This window comes from Variovorax sp. 20P10.2.4, from assembly GCF_058244205.1.
On sequence record NZ_JBZAYE010000848.1, the window covers coordinates 1 to 2,592 of the forward strand.

General features: G+C 71.3%; 2 protein-coding genes. Both read left to right on the forward strand.

From position 1 onward, the window contains the following. Positions 1-1,235: D-arabinono-1,4-lactone oxidase (locus AC27VN_RS38460; RefSeq protein WP_490880063.1), on the forward strand; the 1,235-nt coding region annotated here is incomplete at its 5' end. Further along, a complete protein-coding gene (locus tag AC27VN_RS38465; RefSeq protein WP_490880064.1) occupies positions 1,232-2,527 on the forward strand; it encodes a DSD1 family PLP-dependent enzyme in 1,296 nt (431 codons plus the stop codon). The genes AC27VN_RS38460 and AC27VN_RS38465, both read left to right, overlap by 4 nt. The last annotated feature ends 65 nt before the right edge of the window (positions 2,528-2,592 follow it).

The window sequence follows — 2,592 nt, forward strand, 5'->3', positions numbered from 1 at the left end:
CTCGCCTGCTCGCCACGTCGGCCGACGCGACCGAGCTGTGCGCCGTGCTGCGCGCTTCGGGCGGCACCGGCCTGCGCTGCGTCGGCGCGGGCCATTCGTTCACCGCGCTGGTGCCCACCGACGCCACGCTGCTCTCGCTCGACGCCATGTCGGCCTTCGTCGGCACCGATGCCACCGCGCAGACCGCCACCCTGCAGGCCGGCATGCGCCTCGCCGTGCTGTCGCAGGAGCTCGATGCGCGCGGCCTCGCGCTGCGCAACCTGCCCGACATCGACGTGCAGTCCTTCGCGGGCGCGATCAGCACCGGCACCCACGGCACCGGCCTCGCGCTGCCCGCGATGCATGCCGAAGTGACCGCGCTGCGCCTCGTGACCGCCGACGCGGAAGCGATCGAATGCAGCGCCACGCGCGAGCCCGAGCTGTTCGCGGCGGCCCGCGTCTCGCTCGGCTGCCTCGGCGTGATCAGCGAGGCCACGGTGCGCACCGTGCCGGCCTTCAACCTGCACCGCCGCGTGTTCCTGCGCCCGCTCGCGGCCATGCTCGACGAGGCACCGGCGCTCGCGCGGCGGCATCGCAACTTCGAGTTCTACGTGCTGCCCTTCACCGGCTATGCCGCGGGCATCGCGAACGACCTCTACGAAGGCAGCGACACCGTGCAACCGCCCTCGGCCGACGAGGACATGCTGCGCGACCTGCGCCGGCTGCGCGACTGGCTCGGCTGGTTCCCGGCGCTGCGCCGCCGCGTCGCCGCCGCGCTGATCGATGGCGACCAGACCGAGGAGGCGAAGAACCGCTCGTGGCGGCTGCTCTCGACCCAGCGGCCCACGCGCTTCAACGAGACCGAGTACCACGTGCCGCAAGCCCAGGGCATCGCCTGCCTGCGCGAGGTGATCGCGGCGCTCGAGCGGCGCAACGACGTGTTCTTTCCGCTCGAGTTCCGCTTCGTGCCGGCCGACGATGCCTGGCTCAGCCCCTTCCATGGCCGCGACAGCTGCTCGATCGCCGTCCATGCGGCAGTGGGCGAACCGCACGACTACCTGCTCTCGCAGATCGGCCCGATCTTCCGCAAGTACCAGGGCCGGCCGCACTGGGGCAAACTGCACGACCGCAGCCCCGCCGAGCTCGCCGCGCTCTATCCGCGCTGGAACGATTTCCTCGCGCTGCGCGCGCGGCTCGATCCGCAGGGCCGCCTGCTCAACCCCTACCTGCGGCAACTGTTCGGGATCGCATCATGAGTGGACGCCGGAGAAGAAAGCTGTTGCTGGGCACGCTCGGCACCGTCGGGCTGGGCGCGGCCGCCGCCTTCGCGCTGCGCCCCGGCGACGCGGGCGCGCCGCACGAACCCTACTTCCGCGCGCTCAACGACGAGTTGCGCCGCAACGGGCCGATGCGGCCCTGCATGGTGATCGACCTCGACCGGCTCGACGCCAACATCGAGCGCGTGGCCGGCGGCCTGCAGCGCGCGGGCAAGCACTACCGCATCGTCGAGAAGTCGCTGCCCTGCCAGTCGCTGATCGCCTACGTGGCGAAGCGCTCGGGCAGCCGCCGGCTGATGTCCTTCCACCAGCCCTTCCTCAACGTCGACGCGGCCGTGTTCCCCGACTTCGACCTGCTGCTGGGCAAGCCGCTGCCGGTGCAGTCGGCGGCGCTGTTCTACCGCCAGCTCAAGGGCCCGTTCGATGCCGCGCGCCAATTGCAGTGGCTGGTCGACACGCCCGAGCGGCTGCAGCAGTACCTCGCGCTGGCCGGCGGCCTGGGCACGCGGCTGCGCGTCAACATCGAGATCGACGTCGGCCTGCACCGCGGCGGCGTGGCCGACAACGCGACGCTCGCGCGCATGCTCGAGATGATCGATGCCAACCCGGCGGCGCTGGAGTTCGCGGGCTTCATGGGTTACGACGCGCACGTGGGCTTCGGCGTGCCCAAGGTGCTCGGCACGCCCGAGGAACTGCTGGCGCGCGCGATGGCGATCTACCAGGGCTTCGCCGACTTCGCGCGCACGCACCGGCCCGCGCTGTGGAACGAGCGGCTCACGCTCAACGCCGGCGGCAGCCCGAGCTACACGCTGCACGGCGCCGAGAAGCTCAGCACCGAGATCAGCGTGGGCACCGCGCTGCTCAAGCCCACGCACTACGACATCGAGACCCTGGCCGAGCACGAGCCCGCGGCCTTCATCGCCACGCCGGTGCTCAAGGCCACGGGGCCGGTGCAGATACCGGCGCTCGATGCGAAGTCGAGGATCTTCTCGTGGTGGGACGTGAACCAGCGCCAGACCTTCTACATCTACGGCGGCTGGTGGCTGGCCGACTACGCCTCGCCGCGCGGCCTTCGGTTCAACGGCATCCTGGGCCACAGCGCGAACCAGGAGAACGTCAACGCCTCGCCCTCGGTGGGCCTGCGGGTCGACGACCAGGTCTTCCTGCGGCCCGCGATCGCCGAGGGCGTGCTGCTGCAGTTCGGCGACCTGATCACCGTGCGCGGCGGCAAGATCCAGGACGCCTGGCCGGTCTATCACCAGACCGGCTGACGCCCGGCCGGCATACTTGCCGCCGACCATTCCCCGACACGCCGAGGCCTCCATGACCCCAGAGC

Excerpts from the sequence above, each read along its gene's own strand:
- AC27VN_RS38465 (WP_490880064.1), top strand. The coding sequence starts at position 1,232 with ATGAGTGGACGCCGGAGAAGAAAGCTGTTGCTGGGCACGCTCGGCACC.